The sequence below is a fragment of the Chryseobacterium sp. DT-167 genome, assembly GCF_058310155.1.
On sequence record NZ_JBZEEQ010000110.1, the window covers coordinates 1 to 562 of the forward strand.

Here is a 562-nt window from a genome sequence, read left to right on the forward strand (position 1 = left end):
ATCGTGTTCGGCCTCGTCTCGATCGGCTGCCGCGAGGCGCAGACGTTCATCGCCAGCAATCCGAACGTCCCGCGCTGACCCGCGCCGACCTTCGCGTCGGCTCAGCGGGCGACGTCGTAGAGCGCTTGGGAGCGGCCGAGGTACTCCCGGTACACGCGCTCCGTCTCGTCGCCCGCCTTCTCGAGGACGTCCCCCCGATAGGTCAGGAGGTCGATGGCGCCGCCCTCCGTCTCCGAGTCCTCCAGCCACTCGTCGAATTGCGGCAGCTCGTCGCGCGCCCGCATGTCGGCGAGGACCGCCGTCGTGGTGAAGCCCTCGGCCCAGCTGCCGTCGTCGGACTCGGCGATCCACAAGCCGCGGAGCACACCGGTGATGCGCATCATGGCGATGTCTCGGGGCACGTCGTCCTCCGCGAGCCACGTCGCGTAGTCGGCGATGGGCTGCCACTGCTGCGTGAGCTCGTCGACGCCGCCGTCCTCGATCGATGGGAACGCGAGGGCGAGCGCACGGGCCCGGCGGTCCTCGACGAGCGTGACCGATGCGCAGTGGAGGGGGATCGGCT

General features: G+C 70.5%; 1 protein-coding gene. It reads right to left on the minus strand.

All coding sequences use genetic code 11. From position 1 onward, the window contains the following. Positions 1 to 101 precede the first annotated feature (101 nt). A partial coding sequence (locus tag AC4FQ5_RS20020; protein WP_491146442.1) for a hypothetical protein occupies positions 102 to 562 on the minus strand: 461 nt, incomplete at its 5' end.